Source organism: Brenneria nigrifluens DSM 30175 = ATCC 13028 (assembly GCF_005484965.1).
Classification (GTDB): domain Bacteria; phylum Pseudomonadota; class Gammaproteobacteria; order Enterobacterales; family Enterobacteriaceae; genus Brenneria; species Brenneria nigrifluens.
Genome location: NZ_CP034036.1, coordinates 4,299,724 through 4,321,920 on the forward strand (window position 1 = coordinate 4,299,724; position 22,197 = coordinate 4,321,920).

Below are 22,197 nucleotides of genomic sequence, written 5' to 3' on the forward strand. Positions count from 1 at the left end.
GCGCGTTTAGAGGTGAGGGATGGCTTATTACTGCAGAGCTTGCCTTGCTAATCGCTATTCTCAAGCTTCGCCGTGATTTTATTATTTTCAGGGGATCGGGGGTTTATAGGGGGTTTATAGGGGGTTTATAGGGGGTTTATCCCCGCTGGCGCGGGGAACACGGTGGTGGCAGTAATTGCGCGCCCTGGGCCGGGGTGTGTTGATAATCAGTAATGATAGCGGCAGGCCGCGATCAGCAACGCATCTTCGTTAACGGCATAGACCAGACGATGCTCTGCGGTAATGCGTCTCGACCAAAAACCCGCAAGATGGTGTTTCAGAGGCTCAGGCTTTCCTTTCCCCTCAAAAGGTGTACGGCAGGCATCCTTTAAAAGCTCGTTGATCTTTTTGACCGTGCGCTTATCGGTGTCCTGCCAGTAGAGATAGTCTTCCCAGGCCTCTTCCGACCATGTCAGCTTCACTCAATGATATCCCTTTCAGTGCCCTTTCCGCCTTTCAGACTCTCTATCGAATTCATTAATCTTCTGGCATTCGCTGGTGAGCGCAGCAGATAAGCAGTCTCTTCCAATGAATTGTATTCTTCAAGTGACATCAAAACGCATGCTTCACCGTTCTGACGAGTGATCAGTATCGGCGCGTTGTCCTCTACCGTTTTAACCATCGTCGCTGACAGATTCTGTCTGGCTTCGCTGTAGCTTACTGTTCGCATAATTACCCCCTCGTAGTCAAAACATTGTACAATGACATGACTGCAACGGCAACTAAAGGCATCATTCTGCTATACCGTACTTTGGATTCGATCACCTATCCTCAATACTCAGCCCTACCGTTTTACTATAAAAGGCGTCGCTTTCACCCGCTTTCAACAGCAGGACTTGCGCCGCAGGCCGATGTAGCTGCTGACGAAACCGCTCCAGCGCCTCGCCCTCCAGCACCGGCAGCGATTTTTTATATTTCAGCCACCAGCTTTCCCGCACCTGCAAACGGCTTTTCTCCCAGGCAAATTCTTCCGGCGGAGCGTAAGGCAGTGGCAAATCGCTCTCTTTCTCCGCCATCCGAGCCAGATAGAGATCCAGCGTGTTTTCCCCCAACCGGGTGGAGATCTCCACCGCATCGCTCCAACCCGACTCGCTGGACCTGGCGCAGTAGCCATGTACCAACGCCAGCGATAACTGCCCGGCTATCGACCGCTGGCCGTACCGCTCCCCCAGCACCTTATTGGCGATCGCCTCCAGCGCGGCGGGCACGACGATCTGCTCTTCATAAACGCCGTTAATCAAGGTTCGGGCATCTTCCGGCATCCTGATTGCCCCGCGTTCACGCAGGATAGCCTGCGTGCGCCATAGCGCCGCGTGGTCGGGATACACATAGCCGCTGTTGCGCAGTTCAGCGCCCAGCCAGTCGGCGTCGGCCTCCGGCTGCCATTCCGGCGCCAAGACATACAGCACGGCCGCGGGGCGCTCATCGGTCAACGGTGCGTTATCCCGTGCATTTTTCCGGCGGCCGTCGAGATAACGAATATGCCGCTGTAAACGCCCGGCGCGCTGGATCAGTAAATCAATCGGCGCTAAATCGCTAATCATATTATCCACATCAATATCCAGCGACTGTTCCACCACCTGCGTAGCAATCAGCACTTTGCCTGAACGCTGCGCGGGCGTGCTCTCTTTACCGAACCAGCTTAACGCCCGCTCTTCAATCGCCATGCGATCGCAAAAGGCGAAACGGCTGTGAAACAGCAGGATATCGTCCTCCGCCACGCCTTGCGCCAGCAGTTGGCGGTAGACCGCAATGGCGTCATCCACGGTGTTTCTGATCCAGCATATTGATTGTCCGGCCGCTATCGACGCCTTGATCAGCGCAATCCCTTGTTCTCTGGCGGTCAGCCAGCCGATTTTCACCTCACGCTTCACTGCCGGTCGTGTGTCCAGCGCGCTTTCCCGCAATCCCTGCCGGTTAAGCTGGGTGAACCACGGATAACGCGCATCGGGATCGGGCTGCCATGCGGCTTCACATGCCATGCCCTGCGCAAAAGCCCGCGTCAGCCTTTCGCGCAGGCTGAGCGGCAGGGTCGCCGTCAGCACGATCGCGCTGCCCCCCTGCCGGGCGTGGAAACCGATCAGATGTTCGATCAGCTTACTCATATAGGCGTCATAGGCGTGGATTTCATCCAGAATAAGGATCTTATGCCGCAACCCCAGCACACGCAGCGACTGGTGACGGAACGGCATCACCGCCATCAATGCCTGATCGAGCGTACCCACCCCGACATCCGCCAGCAGCGCTTTCTTACGCGAATCGGCAAACCAGATATTGCAGTCCTTGCTGGCGCTATTCTCATCTTTGCCGTACTGCGTCTGCCCCTGACTTTCGCCGTCCCACAGCGATTGAGTGAAGGTATGCGACATATGGCGCGCACCGTGCGCCAATATCAGCGACGGATTTTGCTCCGGCTGATACAGCGCCCGGTATGCCGCAGCCAATCTTTGATACATGGCGTTGGCCGTCGCCATCGTCGGCAAGGCCACATAAATGCCGCCGCCTTTTTGCTGCGCCATCAGCCGATGCGCCAATATCATCGCGGCTTCGGTTTTCCCCGCGCCGGTGACGTCTTCCAGAATGAAAAGCTGTGGCCCGGCAACGGAAATATCCGCTTCAAGCGCCTGCTGTTGCAGCGGTGTCGGCTGCTGAATAAACGGAAATAACTGCCGTATGTGTTGAAAAGGCGCGGGGGCCGGCGTGCGCGGTAAACGCGAGACGACCTTTTCCGCCGTCGGTAACGCATGCTGCTGCCAATAATCGCTCAGCGACATCGGGTCACTGCGATAGTGAAAATCCTGCCGGCGCGATCCCAGCCAGTCTGCAAGAACGGTCAGCCCGGCCAGCGCCCAACTCTGTTGCTTCAACGTCGATAACCAGGCTTTATCGGCAAAGCAGGCGGGCAACGAGGAAATCTCGGGGAAAACAGAGGATAAATCATGGAGATAATCTTTAACTGCCAGATAATCATCCTGATGAAACGCGAGTTTTCCTTTGACATCGCGCTCCGGCGGCTTGCCGTGGTGACCGGTTATGATGTTCAGCCAGATATCCAACGCTTTCTCTGCGATTCCGAATATCTCCTCAAAGGGAAAAATCGCTGGAATATCCTGGCGATTTTCCCACAGCCAGAATCCCAATGAGTCATGCCGCGCGGAGTCGGCCTGTCCCTTATTTTGCACCAGTGGCGAGTCAGGATTGAAATATTTCCGCTGAAAGCCGCGGGCGAATTTCCCGATATCATGCCACGCCAGAAAATAGGCAAACCACAGCGCTACGTCTTCATTCTCTAATTCAAGTTCAGAGAATATGTTATTGGCCTGAAAATAATTTTTCTTTAATAACCAATAGCCGCAGGCCGCCACATCAAGACCATGATAAGGCAACAGATGATAATCGTCTCCGCCCGGCGAATCCGGCGATTGACGGGCCTTTCCCCAATAACGAAAATAACGCCGGCATACCGCTTGATTATTCACCATCCGCATTCACCCCGCTGCGATTCCACCCGCTTAATTATGCCAACGGATCATTCTCAACCAGCGCCATGACGTTTTCGTTTTCAGTCGGGCCGTCGGCTTTTTCCGCGCAAGCGAGCGCTTCCTGAGCGCGCTGCTCCGCTTGCAGCGGATTTGACTTACCGGTGAAGACACCGCCTTTCTCGATGGATAGTTCATCCGAGAAAATATCCCCCACCACTTTCCCCTGCGCCAATATGGTTACACTGCCGGCGTAAATGCGGCCTTCAACCCGGCCGTTGATAATAATCTGTTGCGAGGTTAATTCACCTGTCACTTTACCGCTATGTTCCACCTTGATGGTATTATTACAGCACACGTCGCCTTCGATCTCGCCTTCCACGGTAATATCGCCGTCCGCCGCCAGTTTGCCTTCCATGCGCGCCCCTTGAGAAATAAAGGCGTCTTTCCTGACCCGCACAGGGCTTACCGAATTAACCAGCTCAGTCGGGCTGTTTAATGCGCTACGCTCTTGTGGTTCTGCCGCAGATTTTTTGTTTTTATCAAATGAAAACATCGGGTGACTCCTGTTAACTTTATAAAAAAACGCCATCAGCGCGCCGGCGCCGAGCACAACGGCCAAAACCAGGCCATAGGTCTGAAGCGGGGAATCTTTGTGGATATCCATAAGCCAGGCAATAACCGCCAGGGCCCATACAGCCCACAGACCCCAAAGCAGATTGTAATTACGCACCGTGGGAAATCCGAAAAGGGGCGGGGTGGCTCATTTCTTTCTCCTTATGCCATTAATCCTGCTCGCAACCGTAATAATCCGGCCGCGCTCTTTAGGTATCGGACGGGCTGTCGCTTTATTTAGTCTGTCGGGGCGCGGATTGGGATGAAGGCCGCATATATTTTTTCAACCTGCCGAATGAGGTAAAAGTGCCTTTTTTAATGGCGCGCAATATCATTCCAATGAATGACATTGCGTAGCTAAACCGATTCTTCTATGTTAGCAAACAGTCTTAATATCCCTGACAAGAGTAATTTTATGGCACATAAAATTTGGGTGATGGGCGATGCGGTGGTCGATCTCATCCCGGAAGACTCAGAGCGTTATCTCAAATGTCCTGGAGGAGCGCCCGCCAATGTCGCCGTCGGCATCGCCAGGCTGGGAGGCCGCAGCGCCTTTATCGGCCGCGTAGGCGACGACGTCTTCGGTCATTTTCTGCGGGACGTGCTGGATCGGGAACAGGTCGATACGCATTACATGGTGCGGGACGCCGCTCATCGGACCTCCACCGTGGTTGTCAGCCTGGATCCTTCCGGCGAACGTTCATTCACGTTTATGGTGCGCCCCAGCGCCGATCTGTTTATACAACCGGGCGATCTGCCCCGGTTCAAAGAGGGTGAATGGCTGCATCTGTGTTCGATAGCCTTGTCGCAGGAGCCTTCACGCGGCACGGCCCTTGAGGCGATGCGGCAAATAAAAGCCGTAAACGGGTGGGTCAGTTTCGATCCCAATATTCGCGAGGATTTGTGGTCCGACGAACAGGAATTGAGAGATTGTCTGGAGCAGGCGCTGTCACTGGCGGATGTGGTAAAACTATCGCGGGACGAACTGGCCTTTCTTAGCGGCATCGACAATGTCGAACCAGGTATCGACTGGCTTATCAGGCGATATCCGACCAAACTGCTGTTGGTTACGCTAGGCAGTGAGGGCGTATGGCTGCATGACCGCCGACAGCCGCGCCATTTTACCGCGCCTTACGTAACGCCGGTCGATACCACCGGCGCGGGCGACGCTTTTGTCGCCGGGTTACTGCGCGGTTTAGCCGAATACGACGACTTCCCGCAAGCACCGTCATGGGAAAAAGTGATCGAACAGGCCCAACTGTGCGGCGCGCTCGCCACAACCGCTAAAGGCGCCATGACCGCCCTGCCTTACGCCCAACAGATCCACTCAACTTCACTAACCGGACGCTGATCGCGCTGTCGCCGCAGGTTGATGCGGATAATTTGTCGTTAGGATCACAGTTACAGAATCGGGTTAGTAAAACCCCTTGCCAACCCGATTGCCCGCCTTTATTTTCTCTTCTGAAAAATCGGTTTAGCATTTTAGCAAAAACGGATTTTTAGCCAATAAAAGTGCCCCAAGAACAAGAAGAGAACAAAAAATGAAACCAACCCGACTCGCTATAACAATAGGATTATTACTCTCAGCCCCCCTCTATGCTTCCGCCGCCAGTTCCGACAGCATCGAAGCCCGTCTGAATGCGCTGGAACAGCGGCTGCAACAGGCCGAAGCCAGAGCCTCGGCCGCCGAGGCGCGGGCTGAGGCGGCGGAAACACAAACACGGCAACTCGCAACCCGAACCGCACAAACCGAACAAAAAACCCAACAGGTTGAACAGCGCACCACCGATTTGGCCAACAAAAAATCGTCCGCGGATGGTTTCGAATTTCATGCCTATGCCCGTTCAGGCCTCTCCATCAATGATTCCAGCACCAGTTCCAAAACCGATATCGGGCCGGGTATGACCCCCGCCGGTCAAACCGGCGGGCATGTCGGCCGACTGGGCAATGAGGACGACACCTACCTCGAACTGAAACTGGAGCACAAACAAAAACTGGATAACGGCGCCACCACCCGTTTCAAGGTGATGATGGCCGACGGCCAGCGCACCTATAACGACTGGACCGCGGATAGCAGCGATCTCAACGTGCGCGAGGCTTTTGTCGAGTTAGGCTCGCTGCCGACCTTCACCGGTATATGGCAAGACAGCACGCTGTGGGCGGGTAAACGCTTTGATCGCGATAACTTTGATATTCATGAGTTGGACATCGACGTGATCTTTATGGCCGGCACCGGCGGCGGGATCTATGACGTGAAGTGGACGGACAGCTTCAAAAGCAACTTTTCCCTTTACGGCCGCAGCCTGGGTGAAATCACCGCGCTGGACAACGATATTAAAAACTACGTCCTGACCGCCAATAACTATGTGGGTCCTTTCCAGTTTATGTTGAGCGGGTTAAAAGCGAAAAACAACGATGCGCGCGAAAACACGGCAAGCAACAGTGCCAATGCCGTCACCAATACCAATGCCGGCGATAAAGGCTATCATGCTATGGCCGCCTGGCATGGCGACAGCTTCTATGGGCTGCGTGAAGGTAGCTCGAAGGTGGCGATTCTCTACGGTCACGGTTTAGGCGCGGAAGTCAAGAATGTCGGTTCGGACGGTAACCTGAGCAATGAGGCTGATACCTGGCGTCTGGCTGTTTACGGCGCCACGCCATTGAGTAAAAACTGGACGTTCGCCCCTTCTATTCTTGCTCAGGCCAGTCAGGATCGCTACGTCGAGGGCGACAGCTATAAATGGATAACCTTCAACACCCGTCTGGTTCAGGAAATCACCGAAAACTTTGCCCTGGCTTATGAAGCCAGCTACCAGTATATGGATCTCGACCCTCAAGGCTATACGATAAGAGTCGATGGCAGCGACAGAAGATTCAATCAGGTCAGCGGCGGCTTCTATAAGCTGACCTTCGCGCCCACCTTCAAAGTGGGTGATATCGCCAATATTTTCAGCCGCCCGGAACTGCGTGTATTCGCCAGCTACATGGACTGGGACAAACGTCTGGATAACTACACCAGCGATAACTCCGACACCTTTGGCACCACCGGCTTTAAAGCGGGCGGCGAGTGGAACTTTGGCGTTCAGATGGAAACCTGGTTCTGATAGCCGGATAGCATCATCGCGCCGGTTACCTAAACCGGTGACCGGCGCTGAGGATACCGCGTATCCCAATAATAAATGAGGAATAAAATGGATATTAACGCCACAGCGACAGCACTTATCCCCCTGTTGGGCGGAAAAGAAAATATCGCCAGCGCCGCCCACTGCGCTACCCGTTTGCGTCTGGTGCTTAACGACGATAGTCTGGCCGACAAAAAAGCGATTGAGAATGTCGAAGGGGTCAAAGGCTGCTTTCATAACGCCGGGCAAATTCAGATAATTTTCGGCACCGGCCTGGTAAATAAAGTCTATGCCGAATTTATCAAAGCCGCGGGTATCAGTGAATCCAGCAAGTCCGAGGCCGCCTCTCTAGCCGCCCAAAAATTGAACCCGCTGCAACGTCTGGCGCGTCTGCTGTCAAACATTTTTGTGCCCATTATTCCGGCGATCGTGGCATCCGGCCTGCTGATGGGGCTGCTCGGGTTGATTAAAACCTATGGCTGGGCCGATGCCGGCAGCGCGATTTTCATTATGCTGGATATGTTCAGTTCCGCCGCCTTTATCATCCTGCCCATTCTTATCGGCTTCACCGCGGCGCGGGAATTTGGCGGCAACCCCTATCTCGGCGCCACGCTGGGCGGCATCCTCACCCACCCCGCCCTCACCAACGCCTGGGGGGTCGCCGGCGGTTTCCAGACCATGAGCCTGTTCGGTCTGGATATCGCTATGGTGGGTTATCAGGGCACGGTATTTCCGGTGCTGCTGGCCGTATGGTTTATGAGCATGGTGGAAAAGCGCCTGCGTAAAGTGGTGCCCGATGCGCTGGATATCATCATTACCCCATTTCTGACCGTGGTCATTTCCGGCTTTATCGCCTTGTTGATCATCGGCCCGGCGGGCCGTATGCTGGGCGACGCTATTTCCTTCGTCCTGAGCACCCTGATCACCCACGCCGGCTGGCTGGCCGGGCTGCTGTTCGGCGGGCTTTACTCCGCCATTGTCATCACCGGCGTGCATCACAGTTTCCACGCCATTGAAGCCGGTTTGCTGGGCAATCCCAACATCGGCGTGAACTTCCTGCTGCCGATTTGGGCGATGGCCAACGTGGCGCAAGGCGGCGCCTGTCTGGCGGTGTATTTCAAAACCAAGGATGTGAAGATCAAGGCGATCGTTATCCCCTCCTCGTTTTCCGCACTGCTCGGCATCACCGAAGCGGCGATATTCGGTATCAACCTGCGCTTTGTAAAACCGTTTCTGGCCGCGCTGGCCGGCGGCGCGCTGGGCGGCGCCTGGGTGGTCTTCAATCACGTCAGTATGACGGCGGTAGGATTGACGGGCTTTCCGGGATTGGCGATCGTCCAGGCTGGTTCTATGCTTAGCTATCTGATTGGTATGCTCATTGCCTTTGGCGCGGCGTTTATCATTTCATTCCTGCTGAAATATAAAACGGATAACACATAATTATGGAAACCCACCTGTTAAAACGCATGGCGCACGCTCTGATGTCTAATCAGGCCCGCGTCGGCGACGATCCTCACCGTCCGCATTGGCACCTGTCGCCAAACGTCGGGCTACTCAACGACCCGAATGGCTTTATTCATCATAACGGGCGTTACCATCTGTTTTATCAGTGGAATCCTTTAGCCTGCGCCCACGGCGCAAAATTCTGGGGGCACTGGAGCTCGCCCGACCTGGTGAGCTGGCGACACGAACCCGTTGCGCTGGTGCCCAGCGAAAGCTATGAGACGCACGGCTGCTATTCCGGTTCCGCCGTGGTTGATAATGGCGCGATTACCCTGATTTACACCGGCAATGTGAAATACGCCGACGGCTCGCGCAGCGCATTCCAGTGCCTGGCCAGGGAAAACGCCGACGGCGAGTATGACAAACTGGGTCCGGTACTGACGCTGCCCGAAGGCTATACCGGGCATGTACGCGACCCGAAAGTCTGGAAGCACGATGGCCGCTGGTACATGGTGCTGGGAGCGCAGGATAAGCAGCTCCAGGGTAAGGTGCTACTGTATCGCTCCGGCGATTTGCGCCGCTGGAATAAAATTTCCGAAATCGCCGGTTCGCGCCTTGGCGGACTGGGGGATTTCGGCTACATGTGGGAATGCCCGGATTTATTCAGGCTGAACGGACAGGATGTCTTAATCTGCTGCCCGCAGGGCGTACCCGCGCAAGAAGAGCGCTATCTGAACACCTTCCAGGCCGGTTACCTGGTCGGGACGCTGAATTATCAAAGCGGCGACTATCCGCACCATGGATTCAACGAACTGGATCTTGGCTTTGAGTTTTACGCGCCGCAAACAACATCAAGCGAGGACGGACGACGTTTGCTGTTTGGCTGGATGGCCATTCCCGATAAGGACGAGTTTTTTGCGCCGACGATCGCCCATGGCTGGATCCATACCATGACCTGCCCGCGGGAGCTGACGCTGCGTGAAGGTAAGCTCTATCAACAGCCGGTGCGCGAACTGCAACAGCTGCGAACGCAGCACTTTGCATGGCAAGGCGTCGCCGACTATGCGCCGCCGTTGCCGGTGAACAGCGCCGAAATCGCCTTGACCGTTAAGGGCGAATTCCAGCTCAACATCGCTTCCCTGATGGTGCTGTGCTGGAACGGCGAATGCCTGACCCTGAGCCGGCATAACCGCCGCACCGGCGAACCGGAACATCGCTACTGGCGCGGAGAATTGCACCAGCTACAGATATTGTGCGATCGCTCCAGTATCGAGATTTTTATCAATGAAGGCGCAGCCGTGATGTCCGCCAGCTATTTCCCCGACGGCGACGCCGCCATTACGTTCAGCGGACCGGGAAGATTGGCATTGCAGCACTGGCTGTTGGCGCCATCCGTGATAAAATGACGCCCCTTTTCTCTGACAGCGGACCGATCCCGCGGTGAAACAAACTAAACGCATAACAATCAGCGACATCGCAGCACTCGCGGGGGTATCGAAATCCACTGCGAGCCTGGTGCTGAACGGCCGCGGTAAAGAGTTCCGCGTTTCCGATGCCACCCGCGATCGCATTCTGGCCGTCGCCCGCGAGCAGCGCTATCAGCCCAGCATCCATGCCCGCTCCCTGCGTTCGTCGCGCAGCAATACGCTGGGGCTGGTGGTGCCGGAAATGACCAACTATGGTTTTGCCGTTATCTCGCGCGACCTGGAAATGCTGTGCCGCGAAGCGGGGCTGCAGCTTCTTATCGCCTGTACGGACGAGAACGCCAGTCAGGAGATGATGGCCGTCAACAGCCTGATACAGCGCCAGGTGGACGGGCTGATCGTCGCATCCAGTATGCTCAGCGATGCCGAATACCAGAAAATCAATCAGCAACTGCCCGTTATTCAGTTTGACCGGGTGATTGGCGAGTCCGACCTGCCGCTGGTGATCACCGAGTCGATAGAGTCGACCGCGACGCTGGTCGAGCGCATCGCCCGCCAGCACGGCGACGAGTTCTATTTTATTGGCGGTCAATCGCGCATTTCTCCTACCCGAGACCGTCTGGCCGGCTTTCAGTTGGGATTACAACGCGCGGGTATCGAGTGTCGGCCTGAATGGATTATTCACGGCAATTATCATCCCAGCTCAGGTTATGAAATGTTCGCCCAGCTCTGCGCCGAGCTGGGCCGGCCGCCCAAAGCGCTGTTTACCGCCGCCTGCGGCCTGTTGGAAGGGGTGTTGCGTTACCTGAACCAGCATAACCTGATGGAGAGCGATATCCGGCTGTGCAGCTTTGACGATCACTATCTGTTCGACTGCCTGCCGTTGAAAATCGACACCATTGCCCAGGACAGTGAAAGTCTGGCGGGAAACAGCTTTGAGATGATTACCACGTTGATCGAAGAACGCGCGCTGACGCAGGCTAAGCGCTATATTCCGCCAATGCATATCCACTGGCGGCACCCTGACTCACGTCAGTGAGTCAGGAAAACGCGCATGATGACTATTTAGCCGCCGACTCCGCGCCCACCAGCCCCACCTTGAGATATCCGGCTTTGCGTAGCGCATCCATCACTCTCATCATGGTTTCATAATCCACGCTTTTATCCGCCTGAAAGAAGATGGTGGTTTCTTTATTGCCGCTGGTGGTGGCGTCCAGCGCCTGCGCCAGCGACTCTTCGCTTACCACGTCATCGCCAACATATAATTGCTTATCGGCTTTCACCGTCAGGTAGACCGGCTTTTCAGGGCGCGGCTGCGGCGCGGCGGACGAAGCGGGCAAATCAACGCGAACGTCCACCGTCGCCAGCGGCGCGGCCACCATAAAGATAATCAGCAGAACCAGCATGACATCGATAAACGGCGTCACGTTGATATCGTGCATTTCGCCGTTTTCGCTCACATCATCGTTTAAATGCATGGCCATGACTTATCCCGCCCGCAGTTTTTGCGCCGATGAAGAGGCCCGGTTGTCGTTGCTGGCCGCCACATCAAGGTCACGACTTAACAGCAGCAGCACCTGGGCGGCGACATCGCCCACCAGCGCTTTATATCCCGTAATCCAGCGGGCAAAGATGTTATAAATAACCACCGCCGGGATAGCGGCGACCAGGCCGATAGCCGTCGCCAGCAACGCCTCGGCGATGCCCGGCGCGACGACTGCCAGATTGGTGGTTTGCGTTTGCGCGATGCCGATAAAGCTGTTCATGATGCCCCATACGGTGCCGAACAACCCGATAAACGGCGCCACCGCGCCGACCGTCGCCAGATAACCATTACCGCGCCCCATATGGCGGCCGGTGGCGGCAACGCGGCGTTCCAGGCGAAAAGCCGTACGCTCTTTAATCCCGTTGTTATCGTCGGAACGTTCGGACAGCTCCAGTTCATTCAGCGCATCCGTCAGCAATTGCTTCGCCACGCCCCCGTTCTTGAACGCCTCCGCCGCATCTACGGCATCCCCCAGCGTTTTGGCCTGTTCCAGCGCCAGATATTCACGACGGGCGCGACGCTTGGCGCCCGCCAGCTCCACGCTTTTACTGAAGAAGATCGCCCAGGTAATGACCGAAGCCAGCAGCAGGCCGACCATCACCGTTTTCACCACCAGGTCGGCATGCTGATACATGCCCCAAACGGACAAGTCCGTGGTCATCAGGTTATTGGTACCCGGCGCGGCGCTAGGCGGCAAGGCGAGAGATGAAGCGGGATCCTGCGTTGCAGGGGTTGCAGGGGTTGCAGGCGCAGCCGGTTCAACTTGCGTGGCGGGCGCTTCCTGCGTTGCGGGCGCTTCCTGCGTTGCGGGAGCGGACGATGTTGCGGCATCGCCGGCATTTCCATCTGACAATGGGGTTGTAGCAGGCGCCGCAAACGTATGCCCGCCGAGCCCCGCAGTCAACAGCAGGGCAACCAGCACGCTGCGGAAAAGTGCGCTGAACGCGCAACGTTTTTTTTGCCAGGCTGATGATACCTGTTGGGTAATGCTACTGACAGCCGTATTCACGCTGTGCCTCCACCATTAATCCATCACTAATGACACAAGAAATCAGCCTGAAATAATATCAAACCCTGAGCGAATTGATAGTCGTTCTCATTATTATTTATGCTTGTGGAACTATTTTTTTTACGCCATTACATGATTGAATTAAGCATTTGCATTACTGGTAATCGCATAAAAGATAAATAATAACAAATAGCCGGAGAGCCTGGCGGCCATGGAGAGAAGCCGCTGCGCGCATGGCGGTTAGCGGCCCTAAATCTGTCAGCGCCCAAACGCCCGATGCGTAACATCGGGCGTTTTGACCGACTGCGGTGAAGAAAATCCTCTACGCATTACAGCGCGGCGATGGTGGCCTGCTGTTCGAGCAATTTCGCTTTTGCTGCCGCATAACCGTCGAGCTTTTCACGCTCTTTCGCCACCACGGCTTGCGGCGCGCGCGCCACAAAACCTTCGTTGGACAGCTTGCTTTCGATGCGGCCGATTTCAGTTTCGATTCTGGCCACTTCTTTTGCCAGACGCTCCAGCTCCGCCGCTTTGTCAATCAACCCCGCCATCGGGATCAAAAGCTCGGCGCCTTCCACCAGCTTGGTCACCGACACCGGACCTTTATCGCCCGCCGGCAACAGCGTAATGCTTGCCAGACGCGCCAGCGTCTGAATAAAACCGCGGTTCTCCTCCACCCGGCGCGTCGCCTCGGCGCTGGCGCCGCGTAACAGCAGCTCCAGCGGTTTCCCCGGCGCGATATTCATTTCCGCACGGATATTACGCACGGCGATAATCGCCTGTTTGATCCATTCCAGATCGTTCAGCGCCTGGGTATCTTCCTGCGCGGCGTCGAACTCGGGGAAAGGCTGCAACATGATGGTGTCGGCGCTAATGCCTTTCAGCGCTTTCACCCGCTGCCAGATGGTTTCGGTGATAAATGGAATGATCGGGTGCGCCAGACGCAGCAAGGCTTCCAGCACGTTCACCAGCGTATGGCGCGTACCGCGCAGCTCCGCCGCCGTTCCGCCGTTCATCACCGGCTTCGCCAGTTCCAGATACCAGTCGCAGAACTGGTTCCAGGTGAACTCATACAGAATATTGGCGGCGATATCGAAACGATAGCTGTCCAGCGCTTCGCGGTAGGCTTTAACCGTACGGTTGAATTCGGCCAGGATCCAGCGGTCGGCCAGCGACAAGACTTTATCTGCGCCGTTAAAGCCGCAATCCTGACCTTCGGTATTCATCAGCACGAAACGGCTGGCGTTCCACAGCTTGTTACAGAAGTTGCGGTAACCTTCCAGGCGTTTCATATCCCAGTTGATATCGCGCCCGGTCGAGGCCAGCGCCGCCAGGGTAAAGCGCAGCGCGTCGGTGCCGTGCGGTTCGATGCCGTTCGGGAACTGCTTTTCGGTACGCTTGCGGATTTTTTCCGCCAGCTGCGGCTGCATCATATTGCCGGTGCGTTTTTCCAGCAGGGCTTGCAGCGAAATCCCGTCCACCATATCCAGGGGGTCGATCACGTTGCCTTTGGACTTGGACATCTTCTGCCCTTCTTCATCACGGATCAGCCCCGTCATGTAGACCGTGTGGAACGGCACCTGCGGCTTGCCGTCTTCATCCTTGATAAAGTGCATGGTCAGCATGATCATGCGGGCAATCCAGAAGAAGATAATGTCGAAGCCGCTGACCATCACGCTGCTCGGGTGGAAAGCTTTCAGATCCGGCGTCTGTTCCGGCCAGCCCAGCGTGGAGAATGTCCACAGCCCGGAGGAGAACCAGGTGTCCAGTACGTCTTCGTCCTGATTCAGCGCCACGTCGTCAGCCAGATTGTTTTCGCGGCGCACTTCCGCTTCGTCGCGGCCGACGTAAACCTTGCCTTCGGCGTCGTACCAGGCCGGAATGCGGTGCCCCCACCACAGCTGGCGGGAAATACACCAGTCCTGAATGTCGCGCATCCAGCTGAAGTACATGTTTTCGTACTGCTTGGGCACAAACTGGATACGGCCGTCCTCAACCGCTTCCACCGCCGGTTTGGCCAGCACCGCCGCCCGCACGTACCACTGATCGGTCAGCATCGGCTCAATCACCACGCCGCCGCGGTCGCCGTACGGCACCGTCAGGTCGTGCGCCTTGATCTCTTCCAGCAGGCCGAGATCCTCAAAGGCCGCCACCACGGCTTTACGCGCGGCAAAGCGCTCCAGACCGCGAAACGCCGGCGGAATATCGCTGCTGTATGCGGTGCTGGCTTCGCCGTTGGTATCAAACACTTCGGCCTGCTGACGGATATCGCCGTCAAAGGTCAGAATGTTGATCATCGGTAGCTGGTGGCGTTTACCCACTTCATAGTCGTTAAAGTCGTGGGCCGGGGTGATCTTCACGCAGCCGGTGCCTTTTGCCATATCCGCGTGTTCGTCGCCGACGATCCGGATGCGACGCCCCACCAGCGGCAGGATCACTTCCTTGCCGATCAGATCCTTATAGCGCGGATCTTCCGGGTTCACCGCCACGCCGGTATCGCCCAGCACGGTTTCCGGACGGGTGGTGGCCACCACCAGATAGTCTTTACCATCGGCGGTTTTAGCGCCGTCGGCCAGCGGGTAGCGCAGGTGCCACATGGAGCCTTTCGATTGGCGGTTTTCCACTTCCAGGTCGGAAATGGCGGTGCGCAGCTTCGGATCCCAGTTCACCAGGCGCTTGCCGCGATAAATCAGATCTTCTTTATACAGGCGGACGAACACTTCCTTCACCGCGTTGGACAGACCTTCGTCCATGGTAAAGCGCTCGCGCTCCCAGTCGACGGAGTTGCCCAGACGGCGCATCTGGCGGGTAATGGTGCCGCCGGACTCGGCCTTCCACTGCCAGATTTTATTGATAAACCCTTCGCGGCCGTAATCATGGCGGGTTTTACCCTCTTCCGCCGCGATCTTGCGCTCCACCACCATCTGGGTGGCGATACCGGCGTGGTCGGTGCCCGCCTGCCACAGGGTGTTTTTCCCCTGCATACGCTGATAGCGGATCAGCGTATCCATAATGGTTTGCTGGAAAGCATGGCCCATATGCAAGCTGCCGGTGACGTTGGGCGGCGGGATCATGATACTGAAGCTTTCTTTGCTGGTATCGCCGTTCGGCTTGAAATAGCCTTGTTGTTCCCAGCGCTCGTAGAGCGGCTGCTCGATATCTTGCGGGTTATATTTCGTTTCCATTATGCTCAAAATTCAGTGGGTTGGCGATTTGGCCGTGGTCAAATGAAAGCCGACGCCGCGATAGGCTTTATAACGGTCGCGCGCCAACTGTTTCAGGGATTCTTCGTAAGGGACAAAGTCTATCACTTCATGGAAAGCGGTGGCAAAATCTGCGAAATACGGCAACAGGCTGATCAGCAGATCCCGTGGGGCGTTTCCCCGCCGCTCGGGCCAGGCCAGTTCGACCGGCGCCCCCTGACGCGGCCCCTCGCCCGCCAGATTGTGCGGCACAAACGAATGGGGATCGCGCTGCCACAGCGCTTCATCCAGGCGCACGGCCTGCTGCTCGTTTTCGCAGGCGATCAATACCCGCTTTCCCGCGCGCCAACGTTCCGCCGCCACATCGCATGCCAACGCCTCATGGGCGCTGAGCTCACCGCTTTTGTCGTCGTGTTCGAGAAGATAGAACGTTGCGTTTTTCATTATTTACACTATTGATAAGGGCCGGATATCCCGGCCCGGTATAACTGGTTTATTCAGGCGCGGTTTACTGTGCCTGACAGATTACCATCATTCCACGTCGTTCAGCCCGGCGCGATTGAGCAGAAACTGCGACAACAGCGCCACCGGACGACCGGTCGCGCCTTTGGCCTTGCCTGAACGCCACGCCGTACCGGCGATATCCAGATGCGCCCAGTTGTATTTGCGCGTAAAACGCGACAGGAAGCAACCCGCGGTAATCGCGCCGCCGGGCCGGCCGCCGATGTTGGCCATATCGGCGAAATTGGATTCCAGCTGCTCCTGGAACTCATCGGTTAACGGCAGACGCCACGCCCGATCGCCGGACTGCTCGGACGCGCCCAGCAGCTCGTGCGCCAGCGGATTATGGTTCGACATCAGCCCGGTAAGGTGGTGGCCCAGCGCAATCACGCAGGCTCCGGTCAGCGTGGCGACGTCGATAACCACGTCGGGTTCGTAACGTTCAACGTAGGTGAGCGCATCGCACAGCACCAGACGGCCTTCGGCATCGGTATTCAGCACTTCCACCGTCTGGCCGGACATGGTGGTCAGCACATCGCCCGGACGGTAGGAACGCCCGTCGACCATATTTTCACAGCCGGCCAGCACGCCGACGATATTCAGCGGCAGCGCCAGCTCCGCCGCCATGCGCATCACGCCGTAAACCGTGGCGGCGCCGCACATATCATATTTCATTTCGTCCATGCTGTCGGCGGGCTTGATGGATACGCCGCCGGAATCAAACGTCAGCCCCTTGCCGACCAGCACAATCGGCCGGGCATCCGCCGAGGGATCGCCTTTATATTCAATGACGGACATTAATGATTCATTCTGCGAACCCTGGCCGACCGCCAGATAGGCGTTCATACCCAGCGTTTTCATCTGTTGCTCGCCAATCACCCGGGTAATAATGTTCTGGCTGTAGGTATCGGCCAGTTGACGCGCCTGTGACGCCAGATACGCCGCATTGCAGATATTGGGCGGCATATTGCCGAGGTCTTTCGCCGCCTTGATGCCGGCGGCGATAGCCAGGCCGTGCTGAATGGCGCGCTCGCCGCCGGTCAGCTCGCGGCGCGTCGGCACGTTGAACACCATTTTACGCAGCGGACGACGCAGCTCGACCTTATTACTCTTAAGCTGATCAAAGGTATAGAGCGACTCTTTCGCGGTTTCGACCGCCTGACGCACTTTCCAGTAGGTATTGCGGCCTTTCACGTGCAGTTCGGTCAGAAAACAGACCGCTTCCATTGAACCGGTTTCATTCAGCGAGTTGATGGTTTTCTGAATCACCTGTTTGTACTGCCGTTCGTCCAGTTCACGCTCTTTGCCGCAGCCAATCAGCAAAATGCGTTCCGACAGGATGTTGGGTACATGGTGCAATAGCAATGATTGACCTACTTTGCCTTCCAGTTCACCGCGGCGAAGCAGCGCGCTGATATAGCCGTCGCTGATTTTATCCAGCTGTTCGGCAATCGGGGACAGGCGACGCGGTTCAAACACGCCGACGACAATGCATGCACTGCGTTGTTTTTCCGGGCTACCGCTTTTTACGCTGAACTCCATGTACTCTCCTGAATCTTAAAGACAAAGACGGCATCAACGGCTAGAATGTGACACTCCGTAATACTTTCCCGCCGTTGCGTTAACATAACCTGTGTTAATCTTAACGACGTAACGAATCTGCTTCGATGACTATAAGCAGGTTCTGATACAACAGCGCCAACACAGTATGTTGTAATACAGTTTTAGCTACGAAAGGTTGCCACAAATGAGTATAAATGGCGAGTTAGCGAAGAAACTATCGACTTTCCTGCAAAAAGACAAGTTTTCACAGGCGTAATCAAGCGTGATCATCATTCGATATCTGGTACGGGAAACAATCAAAAGCCAACTGGCCATCCTTTTCATTCTGTTACTGATTTTCTTTTGCCAGAAATTAGTGCGGATACTGGGCGCCGCGGTTGACGGCGACATTCCGACAAATTTGGTTATCTCCCTGTTGGGATTGGGCGTGCCAGAGATGGCGCAGCTCATTCTGCCATTAAGTTTATTTCTTGGATTATTGATGACGTTCGGCCGCCTGTATGCTGAAAGTGAGATCACGGTGATGCACGCCTGCGGCATCGGCAAACGCGTATTGCTGAAGGCCGCCGTGGTGCTGGGACTGCTGACGGCGGCGATGGCCACCATCAATGCGCTGTGGCTCAGCCCCTGGTCGTCGCGTCATCAGGAAGAAGTTCTGGCCGAGGCGCGAGCCAATCCCGGCATGGCCACGCTGGTGGAAGGCCAGTTCCAGTCCACTCAGGGCGGCAGCTCGGTGCTGTTTGTCGGCAACGTCAGCGGCCAGACCTTTGAACACGTTTTTCTGGCGCAGCTGCGGCCCAGCGGCAACGCCCGACCTTCCGTAGTGGTGGCCGACCGCGGACGCATCTCTCAGGACGGCGACGGTTCCCAGGTGGTGACGCTGGACAACGGTTCCCGCTATGAGGGCACCGCCCTGCTGCGTGACTTTCGCATCACGGATTTCACCAACTATCAGGCCGTTATCGGCCATCAGTCCGTCACGCTGGATAACAGCGACGCGGAACAGATGAATATGCGTACGCTGTGGCGTTCGGACGATCACGACGCCAGAGCAGAGTTTCACTGGCGCCTGACGCTGATTCTGTCGGTGCTGATCATGGCGCTGATAGTCGTGCCGCTGAGCGTGGTCAATCCGCGCCAGGGCAGAGTCCTGAGCATGCTGCCCGCCATGCTGCTGTACCTGATTTTCTTCCTGCTGCAAAGCAGCATTCGTTCCAACGCCGGCAAAGGCAAAATCGATCCGATGATATGGACATGGTTGGTCAACCTGGCCTACCTCGGCATTGCCGTACTGCTGAACGTCTGGGATACGGTGCCGATGCGCCGGCTCCGTTCTCGTTTGATACTGAAGAGGGCGTTCTGATGTTTGGCGTACTGGACCGCTATATCGGTAAAACGATTCTTACCACCATCATGATGACGCTGTTTATGCTGGTCTCCCTGTCGGGCATCATCAAATTCGTCGACCAGTTGCGCAAGGTCGGACAGGGGAACTATTCGGTATTCGGCGCCGGGCTCTACACGCTGCTCAGCGTGCCGAAAGATATCGAAATCTTCTTCCCGATGGCCGCGCTGCTCGGCGCCCTGTTGGGGCTGGGAACGTTGGCCACGCGCAGCGAACTGGTGGTGATGCAGGCATCGGGATTTACCCGACTGCAAATCGCCGGATCGGTGATGAAAACGGCGATTCCCCTGGTGCTGCTGACCATGGCGATTGGGGAATGGGTCTCGCCAAAGGGCGAACAGATGGCGCGTAACTACCGCTCCCAGATGGTTTCCGGCGGCTCGATGATCTCCACGCAAAACGGCCTGTGGGCCAAAGACGGCAACGACTTCATCTTTATCGAGCGCGTGATCGGCGATAACGAAATTTCCGGGGTCAACATCTACCATTTCGACAAGGAAAACAAGCTGCTATCCGTGCGCTACGCGGCATCGGCTTCGTTTGAGGACGGCGTATGGAAACTCACCCAGGTGGATGAGTCCGATCTGAGCGACGGCAAACAGATCGGCGGCAGCCAAACCCTGAGCGGCGAATGGAAAACCAACCTGACGCCCGACAAACTCGGCGTGGCGGCGCTCGAACCGAATTCGCTTTCCATCCGCGGACTGCGTGACTACGCCGACTACCTCAAACAAAGCGGACAGGAAGCCAGTCGTTATCAACTGAATATGTGGAGCAAGATATTCTCCCCGATATCGGTCGCGGTGATGATGCTGATGGCGGTATCCTTCATCTTTGGCCCGCTGCGCAGCGTATCCGCCGGGACCCGCATCGTCATCGGCATCAGCTTTGGTTTCCTGTTCTATGTGCTGAATGAAATCTTCCGCCCGCTCAGCCTGGTATACGGCATACCGCCGGTATTGGGCGCCATATTGCCAAGCGCCGCGTTCCTGGTCGTCAGCGTGGTGTTGCTGCTGAAACGCCGCTAGGCCCGAACCGGCAAAGTCACTGAACGGTTATCGCTTCAGTGACTTTGCATTGGCAGGCAGGTTGCAGCGCGGCCCGACGCCTCTCCCCCGCGTTGAAAACGCGATAACGCCTTGTGCCAAAGATGATTTTTTCAGCACTTGACCCAACGGCGGGCGGATTAAAGTTGCGCGCAAGTCGGCAAACGGTATAATGCACCCGTTTTCCGCATACCTCTTCGTGCCGAAGTGGCGAAATCGGTAGACGCAGTTGATTCAAAATCAACCGTAGAAATACGTGCCGGTTCGAGTCCGGCCTTCGGCACCATTAGTACACAATCAGGTCACCCAAGGGTGGCTTTTTTTGTGTCCATAATCTTCCACTGAGTTCCATAGTCGTCTGTTAAATAAAGAAAATATTTCACTCCTTTCTGACTCGTCGATTTCTCCCTCTTCCATACTGGTCGTTTTTCATCCATTGACATCCGGTCCATTTGGGGGCTTTAATGGGGGCTCTTTCGGTTCGATTTACACGAGGCCCCCAAAATGCCTTTATCAGATCGCGCTGCCCACAACGCCAAACCGCTCGAAAAACCCTACAAGCTCAGCGATGCCCACGGTCTATATCTGCTGGTAAAACCGGCCGGGTCGAAATTATGGCAGCTTAAATATCGCTACCAGGGTAAAGAAAAAAAACTCTCCTTCGGCGCTTATCCGCTTATTGGTTTAGCCAAGGCCCGTGAACTGCGCGAAAAAGCCCGCGTTTTACTGGCAGATGGCCTCGATCCCGCCGAAAAGCGCAAAGAAGAAAAGCTGGCCAATGCGCCGGCGAATACCTTTGCCTCGGTGGCCCGCGACTGGCATGCCAGCAACCAACGCTGGTCGGTGGACCATGCCGCCAGAGTGATGCATTACCTTGAGGTCTACCTCTTCCCGGCCCTGGGCGATCGCGATATTACCGAGTTGAAAATACGTGATTTACTGGAGCCGTTAAAAGCGGTAGAGGCGACCGGGAAACTGGATGTGGCCTCCCGGTTACAACAGCGGGTCACCGGCGTAATGCGCTACGCCATGCAGAACGGCTTGATTGACTATAACCCTGCCCAGGATTTGGTCGGCGCGATTGCCACCCGCAAGGCAAATCATCATCCCGCATTGCAGTTGGAACAATTGCCGGATTTCTTAGAACGTCTGGATGATTATGGCGGCAGGAAATTAACGAGGCTGGCGGTGCAATTGGCGCTGGTGATCTTTATCCGCTCCAGCGAACTACGTTTTGCCCGCTGGCAGGAAATTGACCTGAAACGGGCGATGTGGACCCTGCCGGCAGAACGCGAGCCTATTGAGGGGGTGAAGTTCTCCCAGCGCGGTTCTAAGATGCATACGCCGCACCTGGTGCCGTTGTCACGCCAGGCGGTGGTATTGCTTAAGCGGATTAGGGCGCTATGCGGTGATAACCAGACGCTGGTATTCCCGGGCGACCATGATCCTAAAAAGCCGATGAGTGAAAACACCGTTAATAAGGCGCTGCGGACCATGGGATACGATACCAAGACCGAAGTATGTGGGCATGGCTTTCGCACCATGGCCTGTAGCGCGTTGGTGGAGTCGGGCCTGTGGTCACGGGATGCGGTGGAGCGGCAGATGAGCCACCAGGAGCGCAGCGGGGTCAGGGCGGCTTATATCCATCGGGCCGAGCATATTGAAGAGCGTAAGCTGATGGTGCAATGGTGGGCGGATTATCTGGATGCGAATAGGGAGGGGTACGTGGTGCCGTATGAGTTTAAATAAACTCACAATGGGCTGCCCCAAGGTGCTCGAGCACTTCAGGCTTTAAGTTTAAA

The 22,197-nt window shown here is 56.2% G+C and carries 17 protein-coding genes and 1 tRNA gene; 9 read left to right on the top strand and 9 right to left on the bottom strand.

Annotation, left to right across the window (positions count from 1 at the left end):
- Nucleotides 1-206: 206 nt before the first annotated feature.
- The 4 genes from EH206_RS20200 to EH206_RS20215 all read right to left on the bottom strand — a co-directional run bounded on the left by EH206_RS20200 (nucleotide 207) and on the right by EH206_RS20215 (nucleotide 4,074).
- Nucleotides 207-461, bottom strand: a complete 255-nt coding sequence (locus tag EH206_RS20200; protein ID WP_009114638.1) for a Txe/YoeB family addiction module toxin — start codon at nucleotides 459-461, stop codon at nucleotides 207-209.
- Nucleotides 458-709: a YoeB-YefM toxin-antitoxin system antitoxin YefM gene (gene yefM, locus EH206_RS20205; protein WP_009114639.1), complete on the bottom strand. Its 252-nt coding sequence runs from the start codon at nucleotides 707-709 to the stop codon at nucleotides 458-460. Before yefM ends, EH206_RS20200 begins: the two co-directional genes overlap by 4 nt.
- Nucleotides 710-800: 91 nt before the next feature.
- Nucleotides 801-3,527, bottom strand: coding sequence for a CRISPR-associated helicase/endonuclease Cas3 (locus tag EH206_RS20210; RefSeq protein ID WP_009114640.1), 2,727 nt, complete (start codon nucleotides 3,525-3,527; stop codon nucleotides 801-803).
- Between the two features lie 28 nt (nucleotides 3,528-3,555).
- Nucleotides 3,556-4,074, bottom strand: coding sequence for a bactofilin family protein (locus tag EH206_RS20215; RefSeq protein ID WP_040344163.1), 519 nt, complete (start codon nucleotides 4,072-4,074; stop codon nucleotides 3,556-3,558).
- A gap of 474 nt (nucleotides 4,075-4,548) precedes the next feature.
- Between EH206_RS20215 and EH206_RS20220 the strand changes: the two genes are divergently transcribed.
- From EH206_RS20220 to EH206_RS20240, 5 genes are all read left to right on the top strand, one after another.
- Nucleotides 4,549-5,484 (top strand): aminoimidazole riboside kinase, encoded by a 936-nt coding sequence (locus EH206_RS20220; protein WP_009114642.1) that lies wholly within the window; start codon nucleotides 4,549-4,551, stop codon nucleotides 5,482-5,484.
- A gap of 190 nt (nucleotides 5,485-5,674) precedes the next feature.
- Complete coding sequence (locus EH206_RS20225; RefSeq protein WP_009114643.1) at nucleotides 5,675-7,237, top strand: carbohydrate porin; 1,563 nt, start codon at nucleotides 5,675-5,677, stop codon at nucleotides 7,235-7,237.
- Nucleotides 7,238-7,324: 87 nt separating this feature from the next.
- Complete coding sequence (locus tag EH206_RS20230) at nucleotides 7,325-8,695, top strand: sucrose-specific PTS transporter subunit IIBC (RefSeq protein WP_009114644.1); 1,371 nt, start codon at nucleotides 7,325-7,327, stop codon at nucleotides 8,693-8,695.
- Nucleotides 8,695-10,104, top strand: a complete 1,410-nt coding sequence (locus EH206_RS20235; protein ID WP_040343475.1) for a glycoside hydrolase family 32 protein — start codon at nucleotides 8,695-8,697, stop codon at nucleotides 10,102-10,104. The genes EH206_RS20230 and EH206_RS20235 overlap by 1 nt, the downstream gene beginning before the upstream one ends.
- A 34-nt stretch (nucleotides 10,105-10,138) precedes the next feature.
- On the top strand, nucleotides 10,139-11,161 hold the full coding sequence (locus EH206_RS20240) for a LacI family DNA-binding transcriptional regulator (RefSeq protein ID WP_009114646.1): 1,023 nt from the start codon (nucleotides 10,139-10,141) through the stop codon (nucleotides 11,159-11,161).
- A 22-nt stretch (nucleotides 11,162-11,183) separates the two neighbouring features.
- Here EH206_RS20240 and exbD read toward each other — a convergent pair whose 3' ends face one another.
- The 5 genes from exbD to pepA form a co-directional block, all read right to left on the bottom strand.
- Complete coding sequence (exbD, locus tag EH206_RS20245; protein ID WP_009114647.1) at nucleotides 11,184-11,606, bottom strand: TonB system transport protein ExbD; 423 nt, start codon at nucleotides 11,604-11,606, stop codon at nucleotides 11,184-11,186.
- Between the two features lie 3 nt (nucleotides 11,607-11,609).
- Nucleotides 11,610-12,677: a tol-pal system-associated acyl-CoA thioesterase gene (gene exbB, locus EH206_RS20250; RefSeq protein ID WP_009114648.1), complete on the bottom strand. Its 1,068-nt coding sequence runs from the start codon at nucleotides 12,675-12,677 to the stop codon at nucleotides 11,610-11,612.
- A 329-nt stretch (nucleotides 12,678-13,006) separates the two neighbouring features.
- Nucleotides 13,007-15,862: a valine--tRNA ligase gene (locus EH206_RS20255; RefSeq protein ID WP_009114649.1), complete on the bottom strand. Its 2,856-nt coding sequence runs from the start codon at nucleotides 15,860-15,862 to the stop codon at nucleotides 13,007-13,009.
- Nucleotides 15,863-15,874: 12 nt separating this feature from the next.
- Nucleotides 15,875-16,324 (bottom strand): DNA polymerase III subunit chi, encoded by a 450-nt coding sequence (locus tag EH206_RS20260; protein WP_009114650.1) that lies wholly within the window; start codon nucleotides 16,322-16,324, stop codon nucleotides 15,875-15,877.
- An 87-nt stretch (nucleotides 16,325-16,411) separates the two neighbouring features.
- On the bottom strand, nucleotides 16,412-17,923 hold the full coding sequence (pepA, locus tag EH206_RS20265; RefSeq protein ID WP_009114651.1) for a leucyl aminopeptidase: 1,512 nt from the start codon (nucleotides 17,921-17,923) through the stop codon (nucleotides 16,412-16,414).
- A gap of 283 nt (nucleotides 17,924-18,206) precedes the next feature.
- On the opposite strand from pepA, the gene lptF reads away from it, so the two are divergent.
- The 4 genes from lptF (at nucleotide 18,207) to EH206_RS20285 (ending at nucleotide 22,144) form a co-directional block, all read left to right on the top strand.
- Entirely contained in the window at nucleotides 18,207-19,307 is a 1,101-nt protein-coding gene (lptF, locus tag EH206_RS20270) for an LPS export ABC transporter permease LptF (protein WP_009114652.1), read from the top strand.
- A complete protein-coding gene (lptG, locus tag EH206_RS20275; RefSeq protein ID WP_009114653.1) occupies nucleotides 19,307-20,377 on the top strand; it encodes an LPS export ABC transporter permease LptG in 1,071 nt (356 codons plus the stop codon). The genes lptF and lptG overlap by 1 nt, the downstream gene beginning before the upstream one ends.
- Nucleotides 20,378-20,596: 219 nt before the next feature.
- Nucleotides 20,597-20,681, top strand: a tRNA-Leu gene (locus EH206_RS20280).
- Nucleotides 20,682-20,899: 218 nt separating this feature from the next.
- The gene (locus tag EH206_RS20285; protein ID WP_009114654.1) at nucleotides 20,900-22,144 is read left to right on the top strand and encodes a tyrosine-type recombinase/integrase; all 1,245 of its coding nucleotides are present in this window, start codon (nucleotides 20,900-20,902) and stop codon (nucleotides 22,142-22,144) included.
- The last annotated feature ends 53 nt before the right edge of the window (nucleotides 22,145-22,197 follow it).